Genomic DNA, 25194 nt, shown 5'->3' with positions numbered 1-25194 from the left:
CCTAAAGTTTTATTCCGCCGCCGCACAGATCACCTGTACGCCATGCTGTTCAATCTGTTGTTTCGCGTCGCCATCAAGGCCGTCGTCGGTGATCAGGGTGCTAATATTGCCCCATGGCAGCTCCAGGTTCGGAATTTTGCGACCGATCTTGCTGGACTCGACCATCACCACCACCTCACGGGATACCTCCGCCATTACCCGGCTCAATCCCACCAGCTCATTAAAAGTTGTAGTACCTCGAGCGGTGTCGATCCCGTCCGCACCAATAAAAAGCTGATCAAAGTCATAAGAACGCAATACCGATTCGGCCACTTGGCCTTGGAAGGCTTCCGAATGGGGATCCCATGTCCCGCCCGTCATCAGCAAGGTGGGCTCGTTTTCCAGCTCGTTGAGGGCATTGGCGACATTGAGCGAGTTGGTCATCACAATCAGGCCATGCTTGTCGTTGAGCAGGCTGATCAGGCTCGCCGTCGTACTGCCGCTATCGATAATGATCCGGTTATGGTCGCGGATACGGGCTGCTGCCGCTTTGGCAATCGCTAACTTACGAACCGAAACATTTTCCTCGACATCGGCCACCATTTCAGTCGGGATGGCAACCGCGCCACCATAACGACGCAATAGCAAGCCGCCTTTTTCCAAGGTGGCTAGGTCTTTGCGGATAGTGACTTCCGAGGTGGTAAATTGTTTGGCCAGGGCATCAACGCTCACTTCACCTTGCTCATTGACCACAACGGCAATGGCATGGCGACGCTGCTGGGTATTACGTTTAGACATTCAATTACGAACCGATAGCTATAAGTTTCGAACTGAAAGAAATGGTAGCAGATCAAAACTTTTTTGATCAAGCAAGTACAATTAATTTTTATTAAAAAAGAAGCAGCAATATAACGCTATGTTATAAGCAAATTTGTAAAAAGGGGGAGAGAGGAGAGGGGTGGCCACGACGAAAAAAGGCAAGGGAGCTCCCTTGCCTTTGCTATCCGATACTTAGTAAGCCAAGTGGTTATTTCTGCTTAACCGGGCGCTTCCAGCCTTTAATTGTACGGGCTGGCGCACGAGTGATCACTAACTCACCCTCACCGATATTGCGGTTGATGGTCGCACCGGCACCGATGGTTGCCCCCTTGGCAATCTTAACCGGGGCGATCAGCTGGGTATCCGAGCCGACAAACACATCATCTTCGATCTCGGTCTTGAATTTGTTGGCACCGTCGTAGTTACAGGTAATGGTACCGGCACCGATATTAACGCGATCGCCAATTTCAGCATCGCCAAGGTAGGTCAGGTGGTTGGCTTTCGAACCCTGGCCCAAGCGCGCCTTCTTCATTTCCACGAAGTTGCCGACATGCGAGTCGCCCACCAGCTCCGCACCAGGGCGTAGGCGGGTAAATGGACCCACGGTACAATCTTCACCTACCGTCGCCCCTTCAATCACGCTGTATGGGCGCACAATGGTGTTGTCGTCGATTTCACAGTCCTTGAGTACCGAGCCAGCACCAATGACCACGTTGTTGCCCAGTGACACGCTACCTTCGATGATCACATTAACATCGATTTCAACGTCGGTACCGCACTGCAGCTCACCGCGTAAGTCGAAACGGCTTGGGTCGCGCAGCATCACGCCTTGCTCCAACAGGCGCTCAGCCTGCATGGCCTGGAAAGCACGCTCCAGCTTGGCCAGTTGGATACGGTTGTTTACCCCTTCGACCTCGATGGCGCGTACAGGGTGCACCGCTTCCACCGCACGGCCCTCGTTGTGCGCCGCTTCAATAATATCCGTCAGGTAGTACTCGCCCTGGGCGTTATCGTTCTTCAATGCCGCCAACCAGCGCTTCAGATCGCCGCCATTGGCAACCATCACACCGGTGTTGATTTCCTTGATCAGCTTCTGCTCTTCGGTGGCATCTTTCTGCTCCACAATCGCCACTACCGGGCCGTTGCGACGCACGATACGGCCATAGCCTGTCGGATCGTCAAGCACAACGGTCAGCAGCGCAATACCGCCGCTAGGCTGGGCATCCAGCAGGTTATCTAGGGTTTCAGAGCTGATCAAGGGAACGTCACCGTACAGGATCAGCACCTTCTCATCATCAGCTATCGCAGGGCATGCCTGGTTTACCGCATGGCCCGTGCCCAACTGCTCTGCCTGCAATACCCAGTTAACCGGCTCGTCTGCCAATACCGACTGCATTTGATCGCCACCGTGGCCATATACCAAGTGGATCTGGTTTGCCCCCAGTCCCGCACAGGTATCGATCACGTGCTTTGCCATTGGCTTGCCCGCCAAGGTATGGAGTACCTTCGGCAGGTTCGAGTACATACGGGTTCCTTTGCCCGCCGCTAGGATCACAGCGCTGAAGCTCATGATGGATTATCCCTCTTGATGCATAATTAAAAACAATACTGCCCGCATTGTAACGGCTGAGCCCGGTCCGGTTAAGGGAAATAGTTAGTTTTTTGCGAGTAATAACTTGCAAAAAAACAAAGAGGGTAGTGAAAACCCCGGCCGGCTAGGTAAAAACACTACCCACGGCAAATAGCAGGCATAAAAAAAGCGACCCTAGGGTCGCTTTTTTGCGTCATGCGCCTGATTAACGCGCTTTCTTGGTCAGCTCGATGACTCGTAGCTGAGCAATCGCCTTAGCCAGGTCACTGGCCGCTTGAGCAAAGTCGATATCGCCATGCTGGTTGTGGATACGCTCCTCAGCCTGACGTTTCGCTTCTTCCGCTTTCGCTGCGTCCAAATCTTCACCGCGGATCGCGGTGTCAGCCAATACCGTGACGGTATTTGGTTGAACTTCCAGCATGCCGCCAGAAAGGTAAATAACCTCTTCTTCGCCATGCTGCTTAGTGATTCGAACCATACCCGGCGTGATAGCGGTCAGCAGCGGTGTGTGTCCTGCGTGAATACCCAGTTCACCTTCGCTACCGGTCACCTGGATATCTTCAGCACGGCCAGAGAACAGTTTTTTCTCTGCGCTTACTACGTCCAGATGGAAGGTTATCGCTGCCATGTCGCCTCCTACTTAGCTTAAAGCTTCTTCGCGTTTTCCAATACGTCTTCAATCGCACCGCAGTACATGAATGCCTGCTCTGGGATATCGTCGTATTCGCCCGCTAGAAGGCCTTTGAAGCTACGTAGCGTATCTTTCAGCGATACGTAGATACCTGGGTCGCCAGTGAAGACTTCAGCAACGTGGTAAGGCTGAGTTAGGAAACGCTCAATCTTACGTGCACGAGATACAGCCTGCTTATCTTCTTCAGACAGCTCGTCCATACCTAGGATTGCAATGATGTCTTTCAGCTCTTTGTAGCGCTGAAGCAAGCTCTGAACGCCACGCGCGATGTCGTAGTGCTCCTGACCAACCACTAGCGGATCAAGCATACGAGATGTTGAATCTAGCGGGTCAATCGCCGGGTATAGACCCAGAGAAGCGATCTGACGAGAAAGTACAACTGTCGCATCAAGGTGGGCGAACGTTGTCGCCGGCGATGGGTCAGTCAAGTCATCCGCAGGTACGTATACCGCCTGAACAGACGTGATAGAGCCTGTCTTGGTCGATGTAATACGCTCCTGAAGTACACCCATCTCTTCTGCAAGCGTTGGCTGGTAACCTACCGCAGATGGCATACGGCCTAGTAGTGCCGATACCTCTGTACCCGCAAGGGTGTAACGGTAGATGTTATCGATGAACAGAAGAACGTCACGGCCTTCGTCACGGAAACGCTCAGCCATTGTTAGACCAGTCAGTGCAACACGTAGACGGTTACCTGGTGGCTCGTTCATCTGGCCGTAAACCATTGCTACTTTCGATTCTTCAGGGTTTTCAACGTTAACAACGCCTGCTTCCTGCATCTCGTAGTAGAAATCGTTACCTTCACGGGTACGCTCACCAACACCGGCGAATACAGAAAGACCTGAGTGCTGAAGCGCGATGTTGTTGATCAGCTCCATCATGTTTACGGTCTTACCTACACCCGCACCACCGAACAGGCCGATTTTACCACCCTTAGCGAATGGACAAATCAGGTCGATAACCTTAACACCTGTTTCTAGTAGCTCAGTCGCATTTGACTGCTCTTCGTAGCTTGGCGCTTCACGGTGAATAGCGTAACGCTCTTTCTCACCGATCTCACCACACTCATCAATTGGTTGACCCAGAACGTTCATGATACGTCCTAGTGTCGCGTTACCAACTGGAACCTCAATTGGGCGGCCTGTATTTTCAACAGACAAACCACGACGTAAGCCATCAGAAGTACCCATAGCGATACCACGAACAACACCACCGCCAAGCTGCTGCTGAACTTCCAGTACTAGCGTACCGTTTTCTTTCGCATCAACGTGAAGGGCATCGTATACCTGTGGTACAGAGTCCTGCGGAAACTCTACGTCGACTACCGCACCGATGATCTGTACGATCTTACCTGTAGCCATCGTTAATCCTCTAAACTTATTAATTCTTTGCCTTAAACAGCAGATGCACCAGAAACGATTTCTGACAGTTCTTGTGTGATCGCGGCCTGACGGGCCTTGTTGTACACAAGCTGCAGTTCGTCAATCAAGTTTCCTGCATTATCTGTTGCTGCTTTCATCGCAACCATTCGTGCCGCTTGCTCACTGGCAAGGTTTTCGACAACACCCTGGTACACCTGAGATTCGACATAGCGAACCAACAGGGTATCTAGCAGGGCTTTAGGCTCAGGCTCATAAATGTAGTCCCAAGCGTGGCTGCGCTGCATTTCTTCATCTTCCGACTTAGGCAAAGGCAGCAATTGATCGATCACTGGTTCCTGAACCATGGTATTTACAAACTTGTTGTAAACCAGGTACAGGCGATCCAGTTGGCCTTCATCATATTTCTTCAGCATCACGCCAACAGTACCGATCAACTCATCAACCGATGGGTTGTCGCCCAGGCCAGAAACCTGTGCCAGTACGTTACCGCCATAGCTGTTGAAAAAGGCTGTCGCCTTGGCACCAACCAGTGCCAGGTCGATTTCAGCGCCCTTTTCAGACCAACCTTGGATATCTGTCATCGCCTGCTTGAACAAGTTGATGTTCAAGCCGCCACACAGACCGCGGTCAGTAGAAACAATGATGTAACCTACGCGCTTGGCTTCGCGCTCCTCAAGATAAGGGTGCTTATACTCAAGGCTACCAAGGGCGATATGACCGATCACTTTGCGCATAGTTTGTGCGTATGGGCGTGATGACTCCATTGCGTCTTGCGTTTTACGCATCTTAGACGCAGCCACCATTTCCATCGCTTTAGTGATCTTCTGAGTGTTTTTAACACTACCGATCTTGTTACGAATCTCTTTTGCGCCGGCCATCGTTACTCTCCGTTAGTAGGTGATCGCAAGCGACCACCAACCAATTACCAAGTCTGGGTCGCTTTGAAATCTTCAACCAGTTTCACGAACTGAGTTTCGATTTCGTTGTTCCAAGCACCCGTTTCATCAACCTGAGACACTAGCTCAGCATAGTGACCTTTGGCGTATGAAAGCAACGCAGCTTCGAAGTCAGCAAGCTTAGTTAGCTCGATGTCGTTCAAGTAGCCTTTCTCAGCAGCAAAGATTACCAGAGCCTGCTCAAATACAGACATTGGCGCGTACTGCTTCTGCTTCATCAGCTCAGTTACTTTCTGACCGTGATCAAGCTGTTTCTTCGTTGCTTCATCAAGGTCAGACGAGAACTGGGCGAAAGCCGCTAGTTCACGGTACTGTGCAAGTGCGGTACGGATACCACCCGACAGCTTCTTGATGATCTTGGTCTGAGCAGAACCACCTACACGCGATACAGAGATACCTGGGTCAACCGCTGGGCGGATACCGGCGTTGAATAGCTCTGTCTGTAGGAAGATCTGACCATCGGTGATAGAGATAACGTTGGTCGGTACGAATGCCGATACGTCACCTGCTTGCGTTTCGATGATCGGAAGCGCAGTCAAAGAACCGGTACGGCCCTTCACTTCACCGTTGGTGAATTTCTCTACGTAGTTCTCGTTTACGCGAGCTGCACGCTCTAGTAGACGTGAGTGGAGGTAGAAAACGTCACCTGGGAATGCTTCACGACCCGGCGGACGGCGTAGCAATAGTGAGATCTGACGGTAAGCAACAGCCTGCTTAGACAGGTCATCGTATACGATCAGTGCATCTTCACCACGGTCACGGAAGTACTCACCCATTGCACAACCTGCGTACGGTGCTAGGTATTGCAGGGCAGCAGCTTCTGACGCAGAAGCAACAACCACAATGGTGTTTTCCAGCGCGCCGTGCTCTTCAAGCTTACGTACTACGTTGGCGATAGTTGACGCCTTCTGACCGATAGCAACGTAAACAGAGTAAATACCAGAGTTCTTCTGGTTGATGATGGCATCGATAGCCATCGCCGTTTTACCCGTCTGGCGGTCACCGATAACCAACTCACGCTGGCCACGGCCGATTGGGATCATCGAGTCAACTGCCTTGTAACCAGTCTGAACTGGCTGATCAACAGATTTACGGTCGATAACGCCCGGTGCAATCACTTCAACAGGAGAGAACGTCTCTGTTTCGATTGGACCTTTACCGTCAATTGGCTCACCCAGTGTGTTCACTACGCGGCCTAGTAGCGCAGGGCCTACTGGTACTTCAAGAATACGACCAGTACCCGTTACTTTCATGCCTTCCTGAAGGTCGGCATATGGGCCCATTACAACCGCACCAACCGAGTCACGCTCAAGGTTAAGTGCCAGTGCAAAACGGCCACCAGGTAATTCAATCATTTCACCTTGCATTACGTCTGCAAGGCCATGGATACGAATGATACCGTCGCTTACCGAAACGATAGTACCTTCGTTGCGCGCTTCACTAACAACGTTGAAATTTTCAATACGCTGCTTGATAAGTTCGCTAATTTCCGTGGAATTAAGTTGCATGCTCCAATTCCCCAAATCAAGACTGCAAAGTATCGCTCAGGCGGTCTAGTTTGCCGCGTACTGAGTTATCGATGACTAAGTCTCCAGCTCTAATTACAACCCCGGCAATCAGGGTCTCGTCTACACTGCAATTCAGCTTAACCTTACGCTCAAGACGCTGTTCCAGCTTCGTGCTAATTGCTTCAAGTTGGCTATCGTCGAGGGTAACCGCTGAGGTTACTTCCGCGTTGATAGTCTTCTCGTGTTCACTTTTCAGGAACAGGAACTCGTCGCATACCGCAGGAAGGGCTTTCAAGCGTCCGTTCTCTGCCATTACCTTGATCAGGTTCTGGCCGAACTCGTTGAGTTGCTCGCCGCAGACCGAAACAAATACTTCGGTCAGCTTGTCGGCAGCGTAACCACTATCCAGGATGTCCTGCACAGTTTCGTTATTCGCTACCTCGGCAGCAAAGGTGAGCATTTCAGACCATTGGCCCAGCTCACCTTTCTCAACCGCAAGATCAAAAGCTGCTTTAGCGTAGGGGCGTGCGATAGTAGTCATATCAGACATGTGCTTGCCCCTTTAATTACAGTTCTGCAGTGACTTTGTTAAGAAGATCCGCATGAGCATCCTTATCAATAGAACGCTCAATGATTTTCTCAGCACCAATCACAGCCAGAGTTGCAACTTGCTTTCTTAGTTCATCGCGAGCGCGGTTACGTTCTGCTTCGATCTCAGCAAGACCTTGGGACAGAATTTTATCGCGCTCAGCTTGGGCTTCCGCCTTCGCTTCATCGATGATTTGAGCTTTGCGCTTATTCGCTTGCTCAACGATTTCGGTTGCAGTGCGTTTTGCTTCTTTCAACTGATCAGAAGCATTTGCCTGCGCTAGGTTCAGGTCTTTAGCAGCGCGATCAGCGGCTGCTAAACCGTCAGCAATTTTCTTCTGACGTTCTTCAATCGCTTCCATGATTGGCGGCCATACATATTTCATGCAGAACACGACAAAAATGAAGAAGGCAATTGCCTGACCCAGCAAAGTTGCATTCATATTCACAACGCATCTCCTTAAAAAGGGTTGCTATGGGTCCGTTCGTTCTTATTGATTAGCCAGCTAGCTGACCAACGAATGGGTTTGCGAATGTGAATAGTAGAGCGATTACGATACCGATCATTGGAACCGCATCAAGCAGACCCGCAATGATGAACATCTTAACTTGAAGCATTGGTGCCATTTCAGGCTGACGCGCAGCACCTTCTAGGAATTTACCACCTAGAAGTGCGAAGCCGATCGCTGTACCCAGTGCAGCAAGACCTACAATGATGCCCACGGCAATTGCAGAAAAGCTTAGTAAAGTTTCCATCACTATCTCCAGTTTATAGTTGTCGGCTAAAGTGCCAGTAAAAAATTGAATAATTTACAAATAATCGTTAATGATTGTCTTCATGTGCCTGAGACAGGTACACAATAGTCAACATCATAAACACGAATGCTTGAATTGTAATGACTAGGATGTGGAAAATTGCCCACGGTACCGAGCCCAGCCATTGTGCCCACCACGGCATCAATGCCGCGATTAGGATAAACACCACCTCACCTGCGAACATGTTACCGAACAGACGCATACCCAGTGAAATCGGCTTCGCCAGTAGCGAAACAACTTCAAGAAGCAGGTTGAACGGAATCATAACCGGGTGATTGAACGGGTGAAGAGCCAGTTCTTTTGCAAAGCCGCCAAGGCCTTTCACTTTGATGCTGTAGTAAATCATCAATGCGAATACGCCCAACGCCATTGCCATGGTGATGTTAACATCTGCAGTTGGTACTACCTTAAGATAAGGAATACCTAACCAATGTTCCGCTGGATACGGTAGAAAATCGATAGGCACAAGGTCCATCGTATTCATCAAGAAAATCCAACAGAAAATGGTCAGAGCCAGAGGTGCAATCAGCGGGTTGCGACCATGGAAGGTATCCTTAACGTTGGTGTCAACGAATTCAACCATGATTTCCACAAAACACTGTAGCTTGCCTGGAACTCCTGATGTTGCCTTCTTCGCTACCGAACGGAACAGCCATAAAAATGCCATACCGGTCAGGACAGAGAATACAAGGCTATCTATATGAACCGTCCAGAAGCCACCATCACCCACTGACAAGTTTGTCAGGTGGTGAGTAATGTAGCCTGACGGCGTTAGCGCTTCACCTGGCGCAGCCATAACTCATCCTATTTGTTGTTGTTAATGAATAAAACCGGCCCAAAGATGTTAATCCCAAGAGCCAGCAAATAGGTCAGTTTGAGGGGAACAAGTTCCACCTCGACATACAGGTAAACAAAGGCAAATAGAATGACCGTGACAAGGATTTTTAATACCTCGCCACCATAGAAGGATGCCATTACCAGCCGCGCCTTGCGGGCACCGCTGAATAAAAAGGCACAGGCTGCGAAAACAGTGTTGGCAATCACAAAGATGCCGCCACCGATCAAAGCCGAGATTCCCCAGTCAACACTGACAGCGAACACTGCCATGATTGCCGTTGTCAATACGACGCCAGATTGTAGCAAAAGTAACCTTTTCGCCAATTGACGGCCAGGCTTAACTAGCGCCGATACCATGTATTCGTTCCTCGAGTCCTTTCCACTGCACATACGACGTGCTGGGAAAACTGCCGAAAATTATACGGCTCATTAGATTGAATGCAATCTAATCGCAGCAAAAAAAACTGTTATATTTTACAACACAATAACCTGATCACGTCATTGTAATTTTTGCAACAAAATATGCACGTTTTATGTCACATTTCGTGACCAAACATTGCAAGAAGTTGCTTCAGCTTGTCGGCTTGGTCAAAACTGATTACGATCTTTCCTTTACCGTTTTTCTGCTGATTGATCGCCACCTGGGTGCCAAAACGCTCAGAAAGGTGATTTTCTACCGCCTCGAGCTGAGGGTCCACCGCCACATTTTTTGGCTCTGGCTCAGGTGCCAGCATTTTCTTGACCAAACGCTCCGCATCACGAACCGTTAACATTTTGGCCACAATAATTTGTGCCGCTTCGAGCTGCTGCTCTGCCGGCAAGGCCAACAATGCGCGGGCATGGCCCATATCCAGCAACTTCTGCTCAACCATCCGCTTCACCGGCGCTTCCAATTGGTTCAATCGGAGCAGGTTGGAGACAGCCGCGCGCGACTTACCGACAGCCTCAGCCACCTGTTGGTGGGTGAGTGAGAACTCACTTTGCAGTTTCTCCAGCGCTTGTGCTTCCTCAATCACGTTGAGATCTTCGCGCTGGATGTTCTCGATAAGGGCAATGGCCACTGTCGAGCAGTCATTAACATCCTTGATAATACAAGGGACTTTCTGAAGCCCAGCTTGACGCGAAGCACGCCAGCGCCTCTCCCCGGCAATTATTTCATATTGTTGCGGGGCAATTTCGCGCACCACAATCGGTTGGATCACCCCTTGGGCACGGATGGACTCAGCCAACTCGGACAATGCTTCGTCCGACATTACCTTGCGCGGCTGGTAGCGGCCAGGCTGCAATTGGTTGGTTGCCAACTCTTTTAGGGTGCCGTCTGCAGACAGCGACTGTGCCTGCTCTGCTTTTTGTTGCTTTACCTGCGCCACCGAGCTGGTTGCCAGCAGCGCATCAAGGCCCTTACCCAGGCCTCGCTTATTCATGTTCATGGTTAGCCCTTACGCATCGACCGTGCCGGCATTCTGCGCCAGCTCGTCACGACGAATGATTTCACCCGCCAAAGCGAGGTAGGCTTTGGCACCACTGGAGTATTTGTCGTAATACATTGCAGGGCGGCCATGGCTCGGCGCTTCGGCCAAGCGGACATTACGCGGGATCACGGTACGATAAACCTTGTCGCCAAAGTGCTTCTTGAGCTGTTGCGACACTTCATTCGCCAGGCGGTTGCGCGGATCGTACATGGTCCGCAGCAGGCCTTCGATTTTCAGGTCGCTGTTGACGACAGCGGTCAGTTTGCTGATGGTATCCATCAATGCCGTGAGCCCCTCCAGCGCGAAGTATTCGCACTGCATCGGCACCAGTACTGAATCTGCTGCAGTCATGGCATTGATTGTAAGAAGGTTTAAGGCAGGAGGACAATCAATAAAGATGAAATCATAGTTATCACGAACTACCTCTAAGGCGTTACGTAAGCGCACCTCGCGGGCGAAGACTTCCATCAATTTGATTTCTGCCGCTGTCACGTCACCGTTGGCGGCGACCAAATGATAGCCGCCGGTGGTATCGGTGATAGCCACATCATTGAACGGGGTTTCTTCGACAAGAAGATCATAAGCCGTTGCATCAACTTGGTATTTATCGACCCCACTCGCCATGGTGGCGTTCCCTTGCGGGTCAAGGTCAATGACCAATACCCGCCGCTGCGTCGCCGCCAACGAGGCCGCCAAGTTAACACACGTTGTGGTTTTACCCACGCCTCCCTTCTGGTTGGCTACTGCTATGACTCTTCCCACAAAAAAACCTCATCCATTAACCCTTTGCCACCAAGGTTACTAGATGGCGCTCGCCATCCAACTCTGGAACTTGCAAAGATTTGACCTCTGTCACAGAACACCATTCCGGTAATTCTGCCACTTCCTGTTGATTGAATTGCCCCTTCAGCGCCAGGAAGTGACCTTCCTGCGCCGGCAAGTGATGGCACCAAGATACCATATCACTCATCGAGGCAAACGCGCGGCTTAGCACCACGTCAAAACCTATCTCAGGTTGGAACTCCTCAACCCGGCTCTGAACTGGCGTCACATTGGTGATCTTCAGTTCGTGGATCACCTGGCGGATAAAGCGGATCCGCTTGCCCAAGCTGTCGAGCAGGGTAAACGCCTTATCCGGGTTCATGATCGCCAACGGGATCCCCGGCAGGCCGGGGCCTGTGCCAACATCGATAAAGCGCTCACCCACAAGGTGAGGGCTTACCATAATACTATCCATGATATGTTTCACTAACATCTCGTTCGGATCGCGAACCGATGTCAGGTTATAGGCTTTGTTCCACTTATCTAGCATGGCAACGTAGCCAACCAGCTGGTCGACTTGTTGCTCGGTAACCGTTAGCTCGGTTTGTGCGATCAGCTGAATTAAACGTTGTTTCACTGGTAGCTCCTATTCGCCTTTCTTCAGCATGCCGTGTTTCTTCAGGTAGACCAGCAGCAATGAAATCGCCGCCGGGGTAATACCCGAAATACGCGATGCCATGCCGATGGTCTCAGGCTTGGCATCATTAAGTTTGCTGATCACCTCGTTGGACAGCCCCTTAACCAGGCTATATTCCAAATCGAATGGCAACTTGGTGTTTTCATGACGCAGTGATTTCTCCACTTCGTCTTTCTGGCGGTCGATATAACCCTGGTATTTCACCTGGATTTCAACCTGCTCGCTAGCCTGCGCATCTTCGTGGGCAGGACCGAACATATCAATATTGGTCAGTTGCTCGTAGCTCACTTCCGGGCGGCGCAATAAATCTTCGCCGCTGGCCTCACGGGCAACCGGGGTCTTGAGTATCGCGTTCACGTCGGCCACCTGCTCTGAATTTGGTGTAACCCAAATCCCTTTCAGGCGCTGGCGCTCTTGCTCCATGTTTTCCATTTTTTGGTTGAAGCGAGTCCAACGTTCATCATCCACTAAACCAAATTCGCGACCGATTTCGGTCAAACGTAAGTCAGCATTGTCTTCGCGAAGCAACAAACGGTATTCCGCACGGGATGTAAACATGCGGTACGGCTCCTTGGTGCCCATCGTTGACAGGTCGTCGATCAACACGCCCATGTAGGCTTGATCACGGCGTGGGCTCCAGCCTTCCTTGTCTTGCGCTTGCAGCGCAGCGTTCATCCCGGCAAGCAAACCTTGGGCCGCGGCTTCCTCGTAGCCGGTGGTACCGTTGATCTGGCCGGCAAAGAACAAGCCGCCAATAAACTTGGTTTCAAACGTCTGCTTCAAATCGCGCGGATCGAAGAAATCATATTCGATAGCGTAACCCGGGCGGACAATCGCCGCGCTTTCGAAGCCTTTCATCGAACGGACAATTTGCATCTGCACGTCAAACGGCAGGCTGGTGGAGATACCGTTAGGGTAGAGCTCGTGAGTTGTCAGTCCTTCCGGCTCGATAAAGATCTGGTGGCTGTCCTTATCGGCAAAGCGCATCACCTTGTCTTCGATCGACGGACAGTACCTTGGGCCGATCCCCTCGATCACACCGGAGTACATTGGGCTGCGATCCAGGTTATTGCGGATCACATCATGGGTTTTCTCGTTGGTGTGGGTGATAAAGCACGGGATCTGGCGCGGATGATCCGATGGCTTGCCCATGAACGAAAACAGCGGTGTCGGGTTGTCGCCATGCTGGACCTGCAGCTGGCTGAAATCAACCGTGCGGGCATCGATACGCGGTGGCGTGCCGGTTTTTAGGCGATCAACACGCAAAGGCAATTCGCGCAGGCGAGAAGCCAGGGCGATCGATGGTGGATCACCGGCACGGCCGCCGCTGTAGTTTTCCAAGCCAATGTGGATCTTGCCGCCGAGGAAGGTACCAACCGTTAGTACCACGGTCTTACCGCGGAACTTCAGCCCCATCTCCGTCACCACGCCAACCGCGCGGTCGTTTTCGACGATCAAGTCATCAACGGATTGCTGGAATAGCATCAGGTTTGGTTGGTTTTCCAACTTCTCACGCACCGCAGCCTTGTACAAGGCGCGATCTGCCTGAGCACGCGTGGCACGCACTGCCGGGCCTTTCGAGGCATTCAAAGTACGGAATTGGATCCCGCCCTTATCCGTTGCCTGGGCCATTAAGCCACCCAGGGCATCAACTTCTTTAACCAGGTGTCCTTTCCCGATCCCGCCGATCGCTGGGTTACATGACATCTGTCCCAACGTATCGATGTTGTGCGTCAGCAATAGGGTTTTTTGTCCCATACGGGCTGCAGCCAATGCGGCCTCTGTACCTGCATGACCGCCACCAACTACGATGACATCAAAATTGTCCTGGTAAAACATGAAACTACCTCGGGTATTCAAAATTGCCAGTGGGTTATCTTTGAGCAAAGGTGGATCATTCTATCGCGTTTCTTGAAAAGAGAGAATCTTTCCTGAAGATCATTTGATCATGAGAAATGAGCTCTTTAAATATATATAAGATCTTTTAAAGAGATCTTCTGTTAGATCTATTATATAGATCGCCCGATCGTGTGGATAAGTGATATTTGATCCTAATGATCATGATGTTAGAGACGATCATTTGTTGTGGAGTAGCATGGATCTTCGCAAGGATTAGCTGGGATCAAAATGTACACTTATCAACAGGGGGGAGGGAGCTATAAAGTTATTAAATGGATAACTATGGTTTGATCACCGTTTAGATCTATAGTTATCCACAGAAAAAAGTTTAAAATTACTACTTTTTTGGAGTAATTTTAGGCTGATTTTTATCCACAGAGGTGGGTTTTCCATGTTTCCAGCCATGCTTCAGCCGGATCTTCAGGGACTGGATCCTGCGAAACATCGATATCCAAGCGATCGCCAATGCGCTCGGCACCCAGCTCAGACAGTAGTTGATCAATGTTTTTGGCAGCGGCACAGAAAGTGTCGTAGCTGCTATCGCCCAATCCGACAATGCCGTATTTCATCTTGCTCAAGTCGGGCTTTTGCTCTGCCAGCTGGCTGACAAAAGGCAGGAAGTTATCCGGGTATTCGCCTGCGCCATGGGTTGAGCAGACCACCAGCCAAACACTTTGTTGGTCCAGTTGGCTGAGTTCGGCTTGGTTTTCGATGCTGGTGCTGTGGCCGTCTTGCTCTAGCAGGTCGGCGAGGTGGTCGGCAACGTATTCGGCACCACCAAGGGTGCTGCCTGTAATAAGGGTGATATGGCTCATGGGGTACATACCTGTGTAGATATTCACAACAAATTTATACACAGCATTGTACTGGCTCAGGGCAGGGATGAAAGCTTGATCTTGCGGTAGGGCGGATCTTTTTCGAGAGGTTATTCACAGCCTGCCCCGAGGATCCGAAACAGGCTGTGGAAGAAGATCGTGTTGGCGGGGGCGGTTATTTACCGATACAGAACGAGGTAAATATCCGGCCAAGAAGATCGTCCGAGGTGAACTCGCCGGTGATCTCGCTGAGGTGCTGCTGGGCAAGGCGCAGTTCCTCGGCCAGGATTTCACCGGCCATGAAGCCTTCCAGTTGCTCCTTGCCGATTTCAAGGTGGTGCGCTGCGCGCTCCAGGGCCTCCAGGTGGCGGCGGCGGGCCATAAAGCCGCCTTCGGTCGTGCCGGCGAAGCCCATGCACTCCTTGAGGTGTTCACGCAGGCTATCCACCCCTGCACCCGTGCGTGCCGACAGGCGGATCAGGGTGGGGTTGTTGACATGGCAGATCCCGGTCTCCTCACCGGTAAGCTCGACCTTGTTGCGGATCACCGTGATACCCAGATCGCTTGGCAGGCGCTCGACAAATTCCGGCCAAATCTCATTCGGGTCGGTCGCATCGGTGGTGGTGCCATCGACCATGAATAGCACGCGGTCGGCCTGCTGGATTTCTTCCCATGCCCGCTCGATACCGATACGCTCAACCTCGTCCGAGGCCTCGCGCAAGCCAGCGGTGTCGATGATATGCAGCGGCATTCCATCAATATGGATATGCTCGCGCAGTACGTCGCGGGTGGTACCGGCGATATCGGTGACAATCGCCGAATCCTTGCCCGATAGCGCATTGAGCAAGCTGGACTTGCCGGCATTCGGACGGCCCGCGATAACCACTTTCATTCCCTCGCGCATAATCGCGCCTTGGTTGGCCTCGCGGCGAACCGCATCTAGGCGGTCGATGATGCCGTGCAGATCGCCGGTGACCTTGCCATCGGACAGGAAGTCGATTTCCTCTTCCGGGAAGTCGATCGCAGCCTCGACATAGATGCGCAGGTGGATCAGGGCTTCAACCAGCTCGTTAACCCGGGTGGAGAAGGCGCCCTGGAGCGATTTGAAGGCACTTTTGGCGGCTTCCTCTGAGCTGGCATCAATCAGGTCGGCAATCGCTTCTGCCTGGGCTAAATCGAGCTTGTCGTTCATAAATGCCCGCTCGGAGAATTCCCCAGGACGGGCGGCACGGATCCCGTTGATTTGCAGGATACGCTTGATCATCATATCCATCAGAACCGGGCCGCCGTGGCCCTGCAGCTCCAGCACATCTTCGCCAGTGAAAGAGTTCGGCCCCTTGAAGAACAAGGCGATACCCTGGTCAAGAGCACTGCCGTCTTCATTTTTAAACGGAAGGTACTCGGCGTAGCGCGGTTTCAGCTCGCGGCCGGCCACGGCCAATGCCACTTCTTTGGCGAGCGGGCCCGACACGCGGATAATGCCTACACCACCTCGGCCCGGCGGTGTTGCTTGGGCAACAATGGTATCTGTATGTTCGTTCATAATTTTGGCTTAGCTTGATAAATACGCAGCAATTGTAAACAGACTAGCCGTGATTGCCCAGTAGGCGCAAACGGCAGCCGGGAATTTATGAAAATAAAAAAGGCGACCCTGCGGTCGCCTTTTCTTATCGAAGCTCTGCAGGCTTATTTAGAATGCAGGCCTTTTTTCTCCAGTGAGCGGTAGATCAGCGTTTGCTGGATCAGCGTCACAACGTTCGATACTAGCCAGTAAAGTACTAGGCCAGATGGGAACCATAGGAAGAAGAAGGTAAACATCACCGGCATGAAGGTCATGATCTTCTGCTGCATCGGGTCCGTTACCGTGGTTGGGCTCATTTTCTGGATCAGGAACATCGTTGCACCCATCAGGATAGGTAGCACGAAGTATGGGTCCTGTGCAGAAAGGTCAGTGATCCAGGCGAAGAACGGTGCGTGGCGCAGTTCAACCGACTCCATCAGTGCCCAGTATAGCGCGATAAAGATAGGCATCTGTAGCAAGATTGGTAGACAGCCACCCAGCGGGTTCACTTTTTCTTTCTTGTACAGCTCCATCATCTCCTGGCTCATACGCTGGCGGTCGTCGCCTAGGCGCTCACGCATTGCCTGCAGCTTAGGCTGTAGCATGCGCATTTTCGCCATCGAGGTGTACTGTGCCTTCGTCAGCGGGTACATCGCACCACGAACGATGAAGGTTAGGACGATGATCGCCAGACCCCAGTTCACCACGATACCTTGGATGAACGACAGTAGGCTGTGCAGCGGGCTTGCGATGAACCATAGCCAACCGTAGTCAACGGTAAGGTTTAGGTTAGGCGCAGTGGCGGCCATTTGGTCTTGTAGCTTAGGACCCACCCATAGTGTCGCGGTTAGTGTTTGCTCACTACCCGGTGCAACTGTGGTTGATGGCATGCGAACACCGATGTAACCCTGGCCATTGCTGGTGCGGGTGTACAGGTTGGTGACGTCGTCGGTACGCGGGATCCATGCAGACACGAAGTAGTGCTGCATCATTGCCGCCCAACCTTGCTCTGAGATCGATAGGTTCAGGTTCTTGTCCTGCATATCGTCAAAGCTGTATTTTTTGTACTTCACGCTGTCAGCCGAGTATGCGCCACCACGGTAGGTAGGCATTGTCAGGCTGCCGCCGTCATCCATTAGGTTCTGCTTCAGCTGTGCGTACATCTGAACGTTGGCTGCCGACTCAGACTGGTTGTTGATGCTGTATTCAACGTCAACCGCGTAGCTGCCGCGCTTAAGGATGAAGGTTTTCACGTAGCTGATGCCGTCTTTTTCAAACGTCATCGGTACGCGAAGCTCGTCTTGGTCTTCGGCAATAGTGAAGCTGTCAGCGTCAACGGTTAGTTGAGCACGGCCAGCTGCCGTATCAATACCCTGGGCACCAATTAGGCCCGACTGAGCGGTGAAGCTGTGGCCAGCGTCATTTTTCAGTAGGACGAACGGGTCTTCAGAATCGAGTTCGTTATCGTAAGCAAGCAGTTTTGCTTCGATTACATCGCCACCAAGCGTATCGACAGTTAGCGCCAGTACATCTGTGTTGATGGTGATAAGGTTATTGGAAGTGCTTTGGTCAGTAATCGGCTGGCCATCACTAGTATGTGAAGGAACATCACCATTGTTGACTTGTTGCTCTACACCCTGGCTTTGAGGCTGAGGGTTGCTGTCCATGTTCCACTGCTGGAATAGCAGGAAAGAGACAAACAGTAGGGCAATTAACAGAATATTGCGTTGGGAATCCATCGTTAATTATCTCTGTCGTTATGCTTGGTTGGCGGAACGGGGTCATAACCACCGTCGGTTAAAGGATGACATCTTAATAGACGTTTCGCCGCGAACCAACCTCCTTTTATTGCTCCGTGTGCTTTTATTGCTTCAATTGCGTACTGGGAACAGGTCGGGGTGTAGCGACAACGCGGTCCGATGAGCGGACTGATTGCCAGTTGGTAAAAGCGGACTAGTCCGACGACTAGCCACGCGAAGGGCGAGACAGGCGATGCCATAATTTATCTAGCAGCTTAAATAGTTCTTCGTTGCTCAGCTCACTTGCGCTCTTTTTGGCGATCACAACAAAATCTTTGGCTGGCAAATCAGCTTGCTTCAGGCGAAAGCTTTCACGCACGATGCGCTTAAAGCGGTTACGGGCTGGGGCAGTTTTGATTTGTTTTTTGGGTACAGCTAAGCCAAGACGCGGATGGTCTAGATTGTTGGAGCGGGCAAGAATGGTTAAGTGGGGAGAGCCAGCACGATGAGCTTGCTGGAAGACTTTTTTATAATGTTCGGGAGTTAACAGACGTAACTCCCGAGAAAAAGCGAGCTTATTCAAAATAATCAGAGATTACTTAGAAAGACGCTTACGGCCTTTAGCGCGACGTGCGTTGATTGTTGCGCGACCGTTCTTAGTAGCCATGCGTGCACGGAAGCCGTGAGTACGCTTGCGCTTTAGAACTGAAGGTTGAAAAGTGCGTTTCATGGGTTTTACCTTAAATTAACTGATCAGTTTTTAAGTTTTGCTTAAGTTCCCGACTGCGAACAATCGGTGCCTCAAATGCAAAGAGGCGGAATTGTAATCACTGACCCATAAATAGTCAATAATTATACCCACAGTAAACTGCGGGCGCTGAATTATACTTCCTGTGTGGCTGAGTGCAAGGATCCTTCGCGGATCCCAACCTTATTCAGGAACTTTTTCAGTCTTGGATCCTGAGCATGGTTGAAGATCTGCTCTGGCGTGCCCTGTTCAACAAACTCGCCGTCGGCCATAAAGATCACCCGATCCGCCACTTCGCGGGCAAATTGCATCTCGTGCGTCACCACCAGCATGGTTTGGTGGCGGGTAGCCAGTTTTTGCATCAGGGTCAGGACTTCGCCCACCCATTCAGGATCGAGCGCCGACGTCGGCTCATCAAATAATAGCAGTTCCGCCTCGAGTGCCATGGCACGGCCAATCCCGACCCGCTGCTGCTGACCGCCGGACAGGGCGGCCGGGTAGTGGTCGCCCTTATCGCCTAGGCCGATATCGTCGAGGATCTGCTGGGCTTTGTGGTGGGCATCTTCTTTTTTCCAGCCCTTCACGGTGATCAACCCCTCGGCAATATTTTGTCTGGCTGTCAGGTGGGCAAAAAGGGCATAGTTTTGGAATACAAAACCGGTTTTTCGCCGCAGGGCAAGGATGTCCTTGCTGGTTGCACTTTGGGTGGCGACAGAGACATCGCCCAAGGTGAGGCGGCCCTCGTCGGCGGTTTCCAAGAAGTTGATACAGCGCAGCAAGGTCGATTTGCCCGTGCCCGACGGGCCGATCACCACCACGATTTCGCCTTTGCCTATCGTTAAGTCAAGGCCGGAGAAGATGGTGCTGTCACCAAAGCGCTTGGTTAGGTTTTCAATCTTAATCATCGTACATAGGCCTTGTTGAGTTTCGCTTCCGCCCAAATCTGGACACGGGTTAGCAGCAATACCATTCCCCAGTAGATCAATGCCACGGCAAGGAAGGCCTCGAAGAACTTGAAGCTCGACGATGCTTCCATTTGGGCCTTGGCCATGATTTCCGCCACGCCCAGGGTGAAGGCGAGGGAGGTCGATTTGATCATATCGATAAAATAGTTCATCAAGGATGGCAGTGCGACCCGGGTCGCCTGCGGCAGGATGATCCGGCGCATGGCCTGTAGCTCGGTCATGCCGATTGACAGGCTCGCCTCGCGCTGGCTGCGGTCGATACCGATAATCGCGGCGCGGATACTCTCTGCCTTATAGGCGGCAAAGTGGAGGCTGAGGCCGATCACCGAGGCCGAGAAGGCATCCAGGCCAACGAAAACCGGAAAGATTTGCGGCAGACCGTAGTAAAGCAGGAAGAGCTGTACCAGTAGCGGGGTACCGCGGAAAAAACTGATATAGAGCTGGCTAAGCTGATCCAGCACCGGGATCCGGTATACCCGCAATAGCGCCAGTACCAATGCGATGATCAGGGCAAACAGCAGCCCCCATAGTGCCATTCCCAGCGTGGTACCGAGGTATTTGAACAAAATCGGTAGCAGCGAGAGCATGTAATCGAAATCAAAACCCATAATGGATACATCTTCTTATCGGTCGAATTTAAGCGATAAAGACCCACCCGAGGGTGAGCCTTTAAGTATATGAAGCAATACGGGGGAACGTATTACTGGGTGATATCAGCGTCGAACCATTTCACCGAGATCTCTTTCAATGTCCCGTCTTCGCGCATGGCGTCCAGCGCCTGGTTGACCTCATCGCGTAGCTTTTCGCCTTTCTCGCCTTGGACAAACGGCCATGCGTTCTCGATTTTCTCGAACGGTTCGCCAGCCAGTTGCAGCGGCAGGTTGGCTTTCTTGATGAGCTCAAGCGATGACAGGCGGTCCATTACGAACGCGTCGGTGCGGCCAAGGGCGACATCGTGCTCGATACCGGCATCATAGGTCTTGATGTTAATTTCGCTGCTGTTATCAAGCTGGCGAAGCAGTTGCTCGTAGTTCGAGCCCAGGTTAACACCCACGGTTTTGCCGTTAAGGTCGGCGGTGTCTGCGATGTCATCGTTGCCCTTGCGCACAACCAGTTGTGCACCATCAATCACATAAGGCTGGGAGAACAGGTATTTGCCCTTGCGCTCTTCGGTCATGGTAATTTGGTTGGAAATGGTGTCGATACGACCGGTTTCCAATAGGCCGAATAGGCCCGAGAAGTTAGCGGTCACAAACTCAACGTTGTAGTCGTTGCGCTCGGCAATTTCGTTCCACAGGTCGACTTCAAACCCCTGCAGCTGATCTTGCTTCACAAAGGTAAATGGGAAATAGCGTCCTGACATACCCACTTTGACATCCGTCGCAGCCATAACACTCTGGCTAGCGGCTAGTGTGAAGGCGACGGCTGTAAATGTTGTTTTTACCCAGCTTTTCATCCTGTTTACTCCTCAGGTTGCTGTGATGATCTTCTGTTGTGGATATATCCTATCTGGTTATATTGGCTTTATTTAAATAACGAAGTGTTATGTCAAATAACAATTTGTTAGATGTCAGTAACAAATGGCTATTAGCAAATGTTCATAGATTTGTGGGTAAGAGGCGGGCAATTTGTGCTGATCTCGGCTTTTGCTGTGCGATCTATGTGAATAAGTCTGATCTTATTCACCGGATCTGCGATCTCTTTGCTGGCGATCCTGAGCCAGCGGGTATAAAATTGCATCCCTTTTTGTGTTTAGTTATTCAGTGTGGAGTCGAGCTTGTCATCTTCGCTTTGGTTGCAGTGCCTTCAACGCCTTCAAGAAGAACTCCCTGCAACAGAATTCAGTATGTGGGTTCGACCGCTTCAGGCCGAGCTGAACGATAATACGCTGACGTTGTTCGCGCCGAACCGTTTTGTGCTTGATTGGGTTAGGGATAAGTACCTCAACAACATCAACCGCCTGCTTAATGAGTTTTGCGGTAATGATGTGCCGATCCTGCGATTTGAAGTGGGCAGCAAGCCGGTGTCTGCGCCGCCGCCAAAACCGGTGGCACCGGCGCCAATGGCCGAGCCTGTGGCACCGCTGGTTGAGGATACGCCGCCGAGAACCTGGGAGCCGGCACCGTCCCCGGTTCAGCCTGAATCCCAGGACACCGGCTATCGCTCCAACGTAAACCCAAAGCATAACTTCAATAACTTCGTTGAGGGTAAGTCGAACCAGCTGGGCCTGGCAGCCTGCCGCCAAGTTGCCGACAACCCGGGCGCGGCATATAACCCGCTGTTCCTATACGGCGGTACCGGCTTGGGTAAAACCCACTTGCTGCACGCGGTGGGCAATGCCATCGCCGATCGCAAGCCGAACGCCAAGGTGGTTTACATGCATTCCGAGCGTTTTGTCCAGGACATGGTCAAGGCGCTGCAGAACAACGCGATTGAAGAGTTCAAGCGCTATTACCGGAGTGTTGACGCGCTGCTTATCGATGATATCCAATTCTTTGCCAACAAAGAGCGCTCGCAGGAAGAGTTTTTCCACACCTTCAATGCGCTGTTGGAAGGCAACCAGCAAATCATCCTGACTTCCGACCGCTACCCCCGCGAGATCAACGGGGTGGAAGATCGCCTTAAGTCGCGCTTTGGCTGGGGCCTGACCGTGGCCATCGAGCCGCCGGAGTTGGAAACCCGGGTGGCGATTTTGATGAAAAAGGCCGAAGACCACCACATTCGCCTTGCCGACGAAGTGGCGTTCTTTATTGCCAAGCGCCTTCGCTCCAATGTTCGTGAGCTTGAAGGGGCATTGAACCGCGTGATTGCCAACGCCAACTTCACCGGCCGTGCCATCACGATTGATTTTGTCCGTGAGGCGCTACGCGATTTGCTGGCGCTTCAGGAAAAGCTGGTCACCATTGATAATATTCAGAAAACCGTGGCCGAGTACTATAAAATTAAGATGGCTGATATGCTGTCCAAGCGCCGCTCGCGCTCGGTTGCCCGCCCGCGCCAAATGGCGATGGCATTGGCGAAGGAGCTGACCAACCACAGCTTGCCTGAAATCGGCGATGCCTTTGGTGGACGCGACCATACCACGGTGCTTCACGCTTGCCGTAAAATCGAGCAGTTGCGTGAGGAAAGCCATGATATCAAAGAAGATTATTCCAACCTGATAAGAACACTGTCATCTTAATATGAAATTTATTGTTGCACGCGAACATTTATTAAAGCCGCTCCAGCAGGTGTCTGGTGCGCTGGGTAGCCGCCCGTCGTTGCCGATTTTGGGCAATATCCTGTTGCAGGTGGAAGACGGTTGCCTGTCGATGACGGGGACAGACTTGGAAGTTGAAATGATTGCCAAGCTGGCGCTTGAAGCCGACTTCGAGCCTGGTGCGATCACGGTGCCTTCCCGCAAGTTTCTCGATATCTGTCGTGGCTTGCCTGATAGCGCGAACATTACCGTTTCCCTTGAGGGGGATAGGGTGATTATTCGCTCCGGCCGTAGCCGCTATTCGCTATCGTGCCTATCGGCGGTTGATTTCCCGAATATTGAAGATTGGCAAAGTGAGGTTGAAATCACCTTGCCCCAGGGCCAGATGCGCCAGCTTATCGACAGCACCCAGTTTTCGATGGCACACCAAGATGTGCGCTACTACTTAAACGGTATGCTGTTCGAAACAGACGAAAAGCAGCTTCGCTCGGTTGCCACCGACGGCCACCGAATGGCGGTATGCGCCATCGAGCTGGAGCAAGCGATGCCGGCAAAACAAATCATCGTACCGCGCAAGGGTGTGATGGAATTGATGCGTTTGCTCGATAGCCCTGAATCGCCGGTTACCATTCAAATTGGCCACTCCAATATCCGTGCCGAGGTAAACAACTTCGTCTTTACCTCTAAGTTGGTTGATGGGCGCTTCCCTGACTACCGCCGCGTAATGCCGCAAAACAGCAACAAGTTTGTCGAAGCTGGCTGCGATGAGTTGCGCAAGGCATTTTCCCGTGCCGCGATTTTATCGAACGAGAAATTCCGCGGTGTCCGCCTGAACCTGTCCAACGGTGAAATGCGCATTACCGCCAATAACCCTGAGCAGGAAGAGGCCGAGGAGTTCCTGGACGTGGACTACCAGGGTGAGGCTTTGGAAATTGGCTTTAATGTCAGCTACGTACTTGATGTGCTGAACACCTTGAAGTGTGAGCAGGTGCGTTGGTCGTTGTCTGATGCCAATGCCAGTGCATTGCTTGAAGACAGTGCCAACGGCGATGCCATGTATGTTGTGATGCCGATCAGGCTGTAGGAATGGCTCTTACCCGTCTTATTGTTAAAGACTTCCGAAATATTGAAGCTTGCGACTTGTCCTTGTCGGCAAGCTTCAATTTTCTGGTGGGTGCCAATGGCAGTGGCAAAACCAGCGTGTTGGAAGCCGTTCACTACCTGGGGCATGGTCGATCTTTTCGCAGCCACCTAACCGGAAGGGTGATCCGCCACGAGCAACAAGAGCTGTTTGTTCATGGCAGGCTCCAGTCCGAGTCAAATATCGAACTGCCTGTCGGTATCAACAAGAAGCGTGATGGCACCACGGAGCTAAAGATTGGTGGCGAAACCAATCAGAAACTGGCAAAACTTGCCTTGATTTTACCTATCCAACTCATTACCCCGGAAGGGTTTGAGTTGTTGACCGGTGGACCAAAGTTCCGTCGCGCCTTTATTGATTGGGGTGTGTTTCACGTGGAACCTCAGTTTTACCATGCCTGGAGCAGGGTAAAACGGCTGACCAAGCAACGTAACGCACTTCTAAAGACCGCGACCCGTTATCGTGAGTTAAGCTACTGGGATCAGGAATTGGCGAGCCTGGCCGAAGATATCGATCGCTGGCGCCGGGATTACCTGGATGCCGTAAAACAAAAAGCCAACCAGATATGCCAAGGCTTTTTGCCCGAATTTGATATCCAGCTCGGTTATTACCGTGGCTGGGAAAAAGAAACACCCTATGCTGAGCTGTTACAGCGAAATTTCGAGCGTGATTGCCAGCTAGGTTATACCGTTGGTGGGCCCCACAAGGCCGACTTGCGGATCAAGGTTGCCGGTACGCCTGTTGAGGATGTGCTGTCCCGAGGTCAGCTTAAGCTGATGATGTGTGCCTTGCGATTGGCACAGGGGCTGCACCTTTCGGAGACAACCGGTAAGCAGTGTATATATTTAATTGATGATTTTGCTTCCGAGCTGGATAGCCATCGGCGGGCGCTGCTAGCGCAACGGTTGAAAGAGACCAACGCCCAAGTGTTCATCAGTGCAATCAGCATTGACCAAATAGCGGATATGCATGATGAAAATGGCAAGATGTTTCATGTGGAACACGGTAAAATAACCGCAGGATAATTTA

Annotated in this window: 27 protein-coding genes; 3 read left to right on the top strand and 24 right to left on the bottom strand. The window is 51.7% G+C overall.

The genetic code is table 11. The features are described 5' to 3' along the window. Positions 1-9: 9 nt before the first annotated feature. The 24 genes from C9I98_RS23985 to C9I98_RS23870 form a co-directional block, all read right to left on the bottom strand. On the bottom strand, positions 10-777 hold the full coding sequence (locus C9I98_RS23985; RefSeq protein ID WP_036826095.1) for a DeoR/GlpR family DNA-binding transcription regulator: 768 nt from the start codon (positions 775-777) through the stop codon (positions 10-12). 229 nt (positions 778-1006) lie between these two features. Next, positions 1007-2368 carry a bifunctional UDP-N-acetylglucosamine diphosphorylase/glucosamine-1-phosphate N-acetyltransferase GlmU gene (gene glmU / locus C9I98_RS23980; protein ID WP_107272560.1) on the bottom strand — a complete coding sequence of 454 codons (1362 nt, stop codon included), beginning with the start codon at positions 2366-2368 and terminating at the stop codon, positions 1007-1009. A gap of 226 nt (positions 2369-2594) precedes the next feature. Further along, positions 2595-3017 (bottom strand): F0F1 ATP synthase subunit epsilon, encoded by a 423-nt coding sequence (locus C9I98_RS23975; protein WP_036818788.1) that lies wholly within the window; start codon positions 3015-3017, stop codon positions 2595-2597. A gap of 17 nt (positions 3018-3034) precedes the next feature. After that, on the bottom strand, positions 3035-4441 hold the full coding sequence (gene atpD, locus C9I98_RS23970) for a F0F1 ATP synthase subunit beta (RefSeq protein ID WP_036818790.1): 1407 nt from the start codon (positions 4439-4441) through the stop codon (positions 3035-3037). Between the two features lie 32 nt (positions 4442-4473). Continuing rightward, a complete protein-coding gene (atpG, locus tag C9I98_RS23965) occupies positions 4474-5340 on the bottom strand; it encodes a F0F1 ATP synthase subunit gamma (RefSeq protein WP_036818792.1) in 867 nt (288 codons plus the stop codon). A 44-nt stretch (positions 5341-5384) separates the two neighbouring features. After that, positions 5385-6926, bottom strand: a complete 1542-nt coding sequence (gene atpA, locus C9I98_RS23960) for a F0F1 ATP synthase subunit alpha (RefSeq protein ID WP_036818794.1) — start codon at positions 6924-6926, stop codon at positions 5385-5387. 16 nt (positions 6927-6942) lie between these two features. Next, positions 6943-7476 (bottom strand): F0F1 ATP synthase subunit delta, encoded by a 534-nt coding sequence (atpH, locus tag C9I98_RS23955; RefSeq protein ID WP_036818796.1) that lies wholly within the window; start codon positions 7474-7476, stop codon positions 6943-6945. Positions 7477-7492: 16 nt separating this feature from the next. Beyond that, positions 7493-7963, bottom strand: a complete 471-nt coding sequence (gene atpF / locus C9I98_RS23950; protein ID WP_036818799.1) for a F0F1 ATP synthase subunit B — start codon at positions 7961-7963, stop codon at positions 7493-7495. 49 nt (positions 7964-8012) lie between these two features. After that, a complete protein-coding gene (gene atpE / locus C9I98_RS23945; RefSeq protein ID WP_005302247.1) occupies positions 8013-8270 on the bottom strand; it encodes a F0F1 ATP synthase subunit C in 258 nt (85 codons plus the stop codon). Positions 8271-8337: 67 nt separating this feature from the next. After that, entirely contained in the window at positions 8338-9126 is a 789-nt protein-coding gene (atpB, locus tag C9I98_RS23940; RefSeq protein ID WP_036818801.1) for a F0F1 ATP synthase subunit A, read from the bottom strand. 8 nt (positions 9127-9134) lie between these two features. After that, on the bottom strand, positions 9135-9524 hold the full coding sequence (locus tag C9I98_RS23935) for a F0F1 ATP synthase subunit I (RefSeq protein ID WP_036818803.1): 390 nt from the start codon (positions 9522-9524) through the stop codon (positions 9135-9137). A gap of 179 nt (positions 9525-9703) precedes the next feature. After that, complete coding sequence (locus C9I98_RS23930) at positions 9704-10591, bottom strand: ParB/RepB/Spo0J family partition protein (RefSeq protein WP_170111235.1); 888 nt, start codon at positions 10589-10591, stop codon at positions 9704-9706. Positions 10592-10606: 15 nt separating this feature from the next. Beyond that, positions 10607-11401 carry a ParA family protein gene (locus tag C9I98_RS23925; protein WP_036823190.1) on the bottom strand — a complete coding sequence of 265 codons (795 nt, stop codon included), beginning with the start codon at positions 11399-11401 and terminating at the stop codon, positions 10607-10609. Between the two features lie 16 nt (positions 11402-11417). Further along, positions 11418-12038 (bottom strand): 16S rRNA (guanine(527)-N(7))-methyltransferase RsmG, encoded by a 621-nt coding sequence (rsmG, locus tag C9I98_RS23920; protein ID WP_036823193.1) that lies wholly within the window; start codon positions 12036-12038, stop codon positions 11418-11420. A 9-nt stretch (positions 12039-12047) separates the two neighbouring features. After that, positions 12048-13937 carry a tRNA uridine-5-carboxymethylaminomethyl(34) synthesis enzyme MnmG gene (gene mnmG / locus C9I98_RS23915; protein ID WP_036823196.1) on the bottom strand — a complete coding sequence of 630 codons (1890 nt, stop codon included), beginning with the start codon at positions 13935-13937 and terminating at the stop codon, positions 12048-12050. A gap of 428 nt (positions 13938-14365) precedes the next feature. Beyond that, the gene (mioC, locus tag C9I98_RS23910; protein ID WP_036827465.1) at positions 14366-14812 is read right to left on the bottom strand and encodes an FMN-binding protein MioC; all 447 of its coding nucleotides are present in this window, start codon (positions 14810-14812) and stop codon (positions 14366-14368) included. Between the two features lie 175 nt (positions 14813-14987). Next, complete coding sequence (mnmE, locus tag C9I98_RS23905; RefSeq protein ID WP_036827462.1) at positions 14988-16355, bottom strand: tRNA uridine-5-carboxymethylaminomethyl(34) synthesis GTPase MnmE; 1368 nt, start codon at positions 16353-16355, stop codon at positions 14988-14990. Between the two features lie 143 nt (positions 16356-16498). After that, entirely contained in the window at positions 16499-18112 is a 1614-nt protein-coding gene (gene yidC, locus C9I98_RS23900) for a membrane protein insertase YidC (protein ID WP_107272558.1), read from the bottom strand. A gap of 2 nt (positions 18113-18114) precedes the next feature. Next, complete coding sequence (yidD, locus tag C9I98_RS23895) at positions 18115-18372, bottom strand: membrane protein insertion efficiency factor YidD (protein ID WP_081878983.1); 258 nt, start codon at positions 18370-18372, stop codon at positions 18115-18117. After that, a complete protein-coding gene (rnpA, locus tag C9I98_RS23890) occupies positions 18339-18695 on the bottom strand; it encodes a ribonuclease P protein component (protein WP_036824744.1) in 357 nt (118 codons plus the stop codon). The genes yidD and rnpA overlap by 34 nt, the downstream gene beginning before the upstream one ends. 12 nt (positions 18696-18707) lie before the next feature. Continuing rightward, positions 18708-18842: a 50S ribosomal protein L34 gene (rpmH, locus tag C9I98_RS23885; protein WP_004411068.1), complete on the bottom strand. Its 135-nt coding sequence runs from the start codon at positions 18840-18842 to the stop codon at positions 18708-18710. Between the two features lie 152 nt (positions 18843-18994). Beyond that, complete coding sequence (locus C9I98_RS23880) at positions 18995-19765, bottom strand: amino acid ABC transporter ATP-binding protein (RefSeq protein WP_107272557.1); 771 nt, start codon at positions 19763-19765, stop codon at positions 18995-18997. Continuing rightward, positions 19762-20433, bottom strand: coding sequence for an amino acid ABC transporter permease (locus tag C9I98_RS23875; RefSeq protein WP_036826158.1), 672 nt, complete (start codon positions 20431-20433; stop codon positions 19762-19764). The genes C9I98_RS23880 and C9I98_RS23875 overlap by 4 nt, the downstream gene beginning before the upstream one ends. A 92-nt stretch (positions 20434-20525) precedes the next feature. Continuing rightward, on the bottom strand, positions 20526-21215 hold the full coding sequence (locus C9I98_RS23870) for an amino acid ABC transporter substrate-binding protein (RefSeq protein ID WP_420848109.1): 690 nt from the start codon (positions 21213-21215) through the stop codon (positions 20526-20528). 387 nt (positions 21216-21602) lie between these two features. Between C9I98_RS23870 and dnaA the strand changes: the two genes are divergently transcribed. The 3 genes from dnaA to recF are packed head-to-tail and all read left to right on the top strand — an operon-like array spanning position 21603 to position 25190. After that, positions 21603-23006, top strand: coding sequence for a chromosomal replication initiator protein DnaA (gene dnaA, locus C9I98_RS23865; RefSeq protein WP_107272556.1), 1404 nt, complete (start codon positions 21603-21605; stop codon positions 23004-23006). A gap of 1 nt (position 23007) precedes the next feature. Continuing rightward, positions 23008-24108: a DNA polymerase III subunit beta gene (gene dnaN / locus C9I98_RS23860; protein WP_036831838.1), complete on the top strand. Its 1101-nt coding sequence runs from the start codon at positions 23008-23010 to the stop codon at positions 24106-24108. A gap of 2 nt (positions 24109-24110) precedes the next feature. Next, on the top strand, positions 24111-25190 hold the full coding sequence (gene recF, locus C9I98_RS23855) for a DNA replication/repair protein RecF (RefSeq protein ID WP_036831841.1): 1080 nt from the start codon (positions 24111-24113) through the stop codon (positions 25188-25190). Positions 25191-25194: the final 4 nt, after the last annotated feature.

It is taken from the genome of Photobacterium sanctipauli (genome assembly GCF_003026495.1).
Taxonomy (GTDB): Bacteria; Pseudomonadota; Gammaproteobacteria; order Enterobacterales; family Vibrionaceae; genus Photobacterium; species Photobacterium sanctipauli.
The sequence above is the reverse complement of the archived record's forward strand: the minus strand, read 5'-3'. Positions and strand labels throughout refer to the sequence as shown.

Bases quoted from the DNA above. Each gene is read 5' to 3' on its own strand.
- atpH (WP_036818796.1), bottom strand. From the start codon at position 7,476: ATGTCTGATATGACTACTATCGCACGCCCCTACGCTAAAGCAGCTTTT.
- C9I98_RS23975 (WP_036818788.1), bottom strand. From the start codon at position 3,017: ATGGCAGCGATAACCTTCCATCTGGACGTAGTAAGCGCAGAGAAAAAA.
- mnmG (WP_036823196.1), bottom strand. From the start codon at position 13,937: ATGTTTTACCAGGACAATTTTGATGTCATCGTAGTTGGTGGCGGTCAT.
- atpD (WP_036818790.1), bottom strand. From the start codon at position 4,441: ATGGCTACAGGTAAGATCGTACAGATCATCGGTGCGGTAGTCGACGTA.
- dnaN (WP_036831838.1), top strand. From the start codon at position 23,008: ATGAAATTTATTGTTGCACGCGAACATTTATTAAAGCCGCTCCAGCAG.
- mnmE (WP_036827462.1), bottom strand. From the start codon at position 16,355: ATGAACGAACATACAGATACCATTGTTGCCCAAGCAACACCGCCGGGC.
- recF (WP_036831841.1), top strand. From the start codon at position 24,111: ATGGCTCTTACCCGTCTTATTGTTAAAGACTTCCGAAATATTGAAGCT.
- atpE (WP_005302247.1), bottom strand. From the start codon at position 8,270: ATGGAAACTTTACTAAGCTTTTCTGCAATTGCCGTGGGCATCATTGTA.
- mioC (WP_036827465.1), bottom strand. From the start codon at position 14,812: ATGAGCCATATCACCCTTATTACAGGCAGCACCCTTGGTGGTGCCGAA.
- glmU (WP_107272560.1), bottom strand. From the start codon at position 2,368: ATGAGCTTCAGCGCTGTGATCCTAGCGGCGGGCAAAGGAACCCGTATG.
- rpmH (WP_004411068.1), bottom strand. From the start codon at position 18,842: ATGAAACGCACTTTTCAACCTTCAGTTCTAAAGCGCAAGCGTACTCAC.
- atpB (WP_036818801.1), bottom strand. From the start codon at position 9,126: ATGGCTGCGCCAGGTGAAGCGCTAACGCCGTCAGGCTACATTACTCAC.
- atpA (WP_036818794.1), bottom strand. From the start codon at position 6,926: ATGCAACTTAATTCCACGGAAATTAGCGAACTTATCAAGCAGCGTATT.
- C9I98_RS23875 (WP_036826158.1), bottom strand. From the start codon at position 20,433: ATGGGTTTTGATTTCGATTACATGCTCTCGCTGCTACCGATTTTGTTC.
- C9I98_RS23935 (WP_036818803.1), bottom strand. From the start codon at position 9,524: ATGGTATCGGCGCTAGTTAAGCCTGGCCGTCAATTGGCGAAAAGGTTA.
- C9I98_RS23870 (WP_420848109.1), bottom strand. From the start codon at position 21,215: ATGGCTGCGACGGATGTCAAAGTGGGTATGTCAGGACGCTATTTCCCA.
- yidC (WP_107272558.1), bottom strand. From the start codon at position 18,112: ATGGATTCCCAACGCAATATTCTGTTAATTGCCCTACTGTTTGTCTCT.
- C9I98_RS23985 (WP_036826095.1), bottom strand. From the start codon at position 777: ATGTCTAAACGTAATACCCAGCAGCGTCGCCATGCCATTGCCGTTGTG.
- C9I98_RS23880 (WP_107272557.1), bottom strand. From the start codon at position 19,765: ATGATTAAGATTGAAAACCTAACCAAGCGCTTTGGTGACAGCACCATC.
- C9I98_RS23930 (WP_170111235.1), bottom strand. From the start codon at position 10,591: ATGAATAAGCGAGGCCTGGGTAAGGGCCTTGATGCGCTGCTGGCAACC.
- yidD (WP_081878983.1), bottom strand. From the start codon at position 18,372: ATGGCATCGCCTGTCTCGCCCTTCGCGTGGCTAGTCGTCGGACTAGTC.
- atpG (WP_036818792.1), bottom strand. From the start codon at position 5,340: ATGGCCGGCGCAAAAGAGATTCGTAACAAGATCGGTAGTGTTAAAAAC.